The organism is uncultured Campylobacter sp. (assembly GCF_938031315.1).
GTDB lineage: Bacteria > Campylobacterota > Campylobacteria > Campylobacterales > Campylobacteraceae > Campylobacter_B.
Genome location: NZ_CALHHT010000334.1, coordinates 1 through 2572, shown reverse-complemented (window position 1 = coordinate 2572; position 2572 = coordinate 1). Strand labels below are relative to the sequence as shown.

The 2572-nt window shown below is 52.3% G+C and carries 2 protein-coding genes; both read right to left on the bottom strand.

What is annotated here, in order from left to right; translation table 11 throughout:
- Window positions 1-362 precede the first annotated feature (362 nt).
- Entirely contained in the window at window positions 363-2159 is a 1797-nt protein-coding gene (locus Q0236_RS08055; protein WP_297916740.1) for a Mur ligase family protein, read from the bottom strand.
- A 200-nt stretch (window positions 2160-2359) separates the two neighbouring features.
- A partial coding sequence (locus Q0236_RS08050) for a hypothetical protein (RefSeq protein ID WP_297916738.1) occupies window positions 2360-2572 on the bottom strand: 213 nt, incomplete at its 5' end.

The window sequence follows — 2572 nt, the reverse complement described above, 5'->3', positions numbered from 1 at the left end:
TGCGCACGCCTAAAATCTGCGGCGCGGGTATTAGACGCTGTGAAAATTTCGCCAACTTCTCCTCGCTTGACGCCCGCAGCTGCCCTAGCATCTTTTCTCGTAAATCCATGGCTTTCCTTTAAATTTTGATTTAAAATTTTTACCCACCAAACGCAAGCCGATCTCGGCGCGCCGAAATTTAGCCGCACAGGCTATCTATGATTAAACAGATCGCGCCGCGCCGCACAAAAACTAATCGCCCGATAGATCGCGCTACTTTAAATCGTCCGCAGCACTCGCTCAAAACCTTTTATTTGAAAAATACGCCCTGCCAAATCGCGCCGTATGCCGCCGGGCGAAGCAAGCCGTATCGCCAAAGCCGCTTAAATGAAGCTAGGCGCGTCGTTTGAAAACAAAATCAGATCTCCGCTATGCGTATTTTCGCTCAAAACCCGCTGCAAATCGCGCTTGTCTTTCAAAACGATAGTCTTTGCGGGGTCGATCTTGCTTTGCAGCACCTCGGAATTTAGCTCGCCCGTGATGATCGCGAGATCAAAAATTTCATCGATCTTGGCAGCTAGCGTCTCGTTGTCCTCGCGCGTGCTCTCGACGATGCCCGGCGTGATGATGACCTTGCGCCCGCCATAGCTTCGCATCAGCTCGTAGCTTTGCAGCATGCCGCTTAGATTGCCGTTGAAGCTATCGTCGATGATGATTTTGCCGCCCGCATCGAGCCGCGCGAGGCGGTGCTCGACGGCGCTGACGTGCGCGACGCGGCTTTTGATCTTATCAGCGCTAAGCCCTAAAAATCGCGCGATCTTTATGCACGCGGCGAGATTTGCAGCGTTAAATTTACCCAAAATCGGCGCGAAAAACTCCTCGCGCTTGCATAGTTCTCTCCGCCCGTTTAAAATTTTACGCTCACTCAAAGCTTCTTGCGAGCCCTGCTCTTTGTCGCTGCAAATTTTATCGTCGCTAGCGGTACGGGCGGCTTGTTCGTAGAATTCTCGCTCGCTTTGTTCGGCGCAGGATACGGAATTTGCATCGTCAAAATCGGCGCCGTAATTTTTAGAATTTTTGTATTTTTCCGCGCATGCCGCGCTATTTGCATCTAGGCTCAAATCGCCCTGCCCTTCGCCACCTGCGGCGGATGTGTCTGCACGCAGCGTAGAATTCTCGCCGCTAGCACCGCTTTCATCATCGCTCAAGCTAAGGCTAAATTTTATTCCGTCCAGATTCGCGCCGTGAATTTCCAGCCCCTCGTCATAGATCGTGACGCGCTCATCCGCGCTTTTTTGCGTGCAGCTGTGTAAAAACGCATGCTTTAGCCGCACGCTTGTGAGCGCTTCAAGCTTGGTCTTGCGGATGTTTTCGATGCTTTTGAAATACTCGATGTGTTGCGCGCCGATCTCGCCCACGACGACGATCTGCGGCGCCAAAAACTCGGTGATCTCGGCGATGTCGCCGCTTAGCCTGGCGCCTGCCTCGGCGATGTAGATCTGCGTATCTGCGGGTAGCGCCTCGTTTACGTCGCGCACGAGCCCTGCTAGCGTGTTTACCGAGCGCGGCGTCTTATAGCAGCGAAAGTCGTTTTTTAAAATTTGATACAAGAAGTTTTTAATGCTCGTCTTGCCGTAGCTCGCAGTGATCTGAATGATCGTAAGGGATGGCATCGAGACCAGTTTTTTGCGTGCATCGGCCTTAAATTTCGCAGCCTGCGCCCGCTCGTAAGTAAAGCTCGCCGCAAGGCCCGCGCCAAGCGGTAAAAAGATCGGCAAAATCGGCCCCCCCGCGGCATAAAACGCGGCGTTAAAGCTAAACACACAAACCGCCAAAATCGCAAAAAATCGCTTTACGCGCGGCGTAAAGACGAGCTTTTTATCTAGCCCTCTTTGCCAAAGCCACAGCGCTAGCGCATAGGCCGCGATGATTAGAATTTTGGCGACTTGCAGGGCGCACAGGGACGCGGCGCCGAATTTAGCCGCGCAGAGGCTCGCCGCGATCTCGCAGCCAAGATACGCCGCCAGCGGCAAAATCAAAAAATAGAGGTGCCACGCGGGCTTGGTGAAGTGAAAGATGATGCGCGCGGGCTTATACGAAAACCACTGCAGGCAGGTGATCAGATAAAAGCCGAGCATCAGGACGAATGCCGCGTGCACGATCAAAAATATTATATTCATCTTTTAAAATTCCTTTTTATAAATTTGCGCGCCCGCTTTGCGAGCCTGTGCGGGCAAAAACGCGGCGAGCTCGGACTAACCTGCATTTGGCTTCATTTGCAACTTTTATGAATTCTCGCTTTGCAAATTCTATTTTTGCAAACTTGCGCGCTCGTAAATTCACGCTCTCGCAAAAGCTACACGAGCCGCGCTAGATAAATTTACGCTGCCGCGCTGCGTCTGCCTTTTCGATACTGCGCCGTATCTATCTTTCGCGACATGAAATTTTCGCACGCTGCGTATCTTGCGACATCGAGCCCTATCTCGCGCGATGTTTGTATTATTTGCGGCATATAGGCCTTGTATCGCGGCAAATACATGACGCGGCTATGCGACCAAATAATCGTCCGCTTCGCGGTGCACGCAGCGATTTC

Excerpts from the sequence above, each read along its gene's own strand:
- Q0236_RS08055 (WP_297916740.1), bottom strand. The coding sequence starts at position 2,159 with ATGAATATAATATTTTTGATCGTGCACGCGGCATTCGTCCTGATGCTC.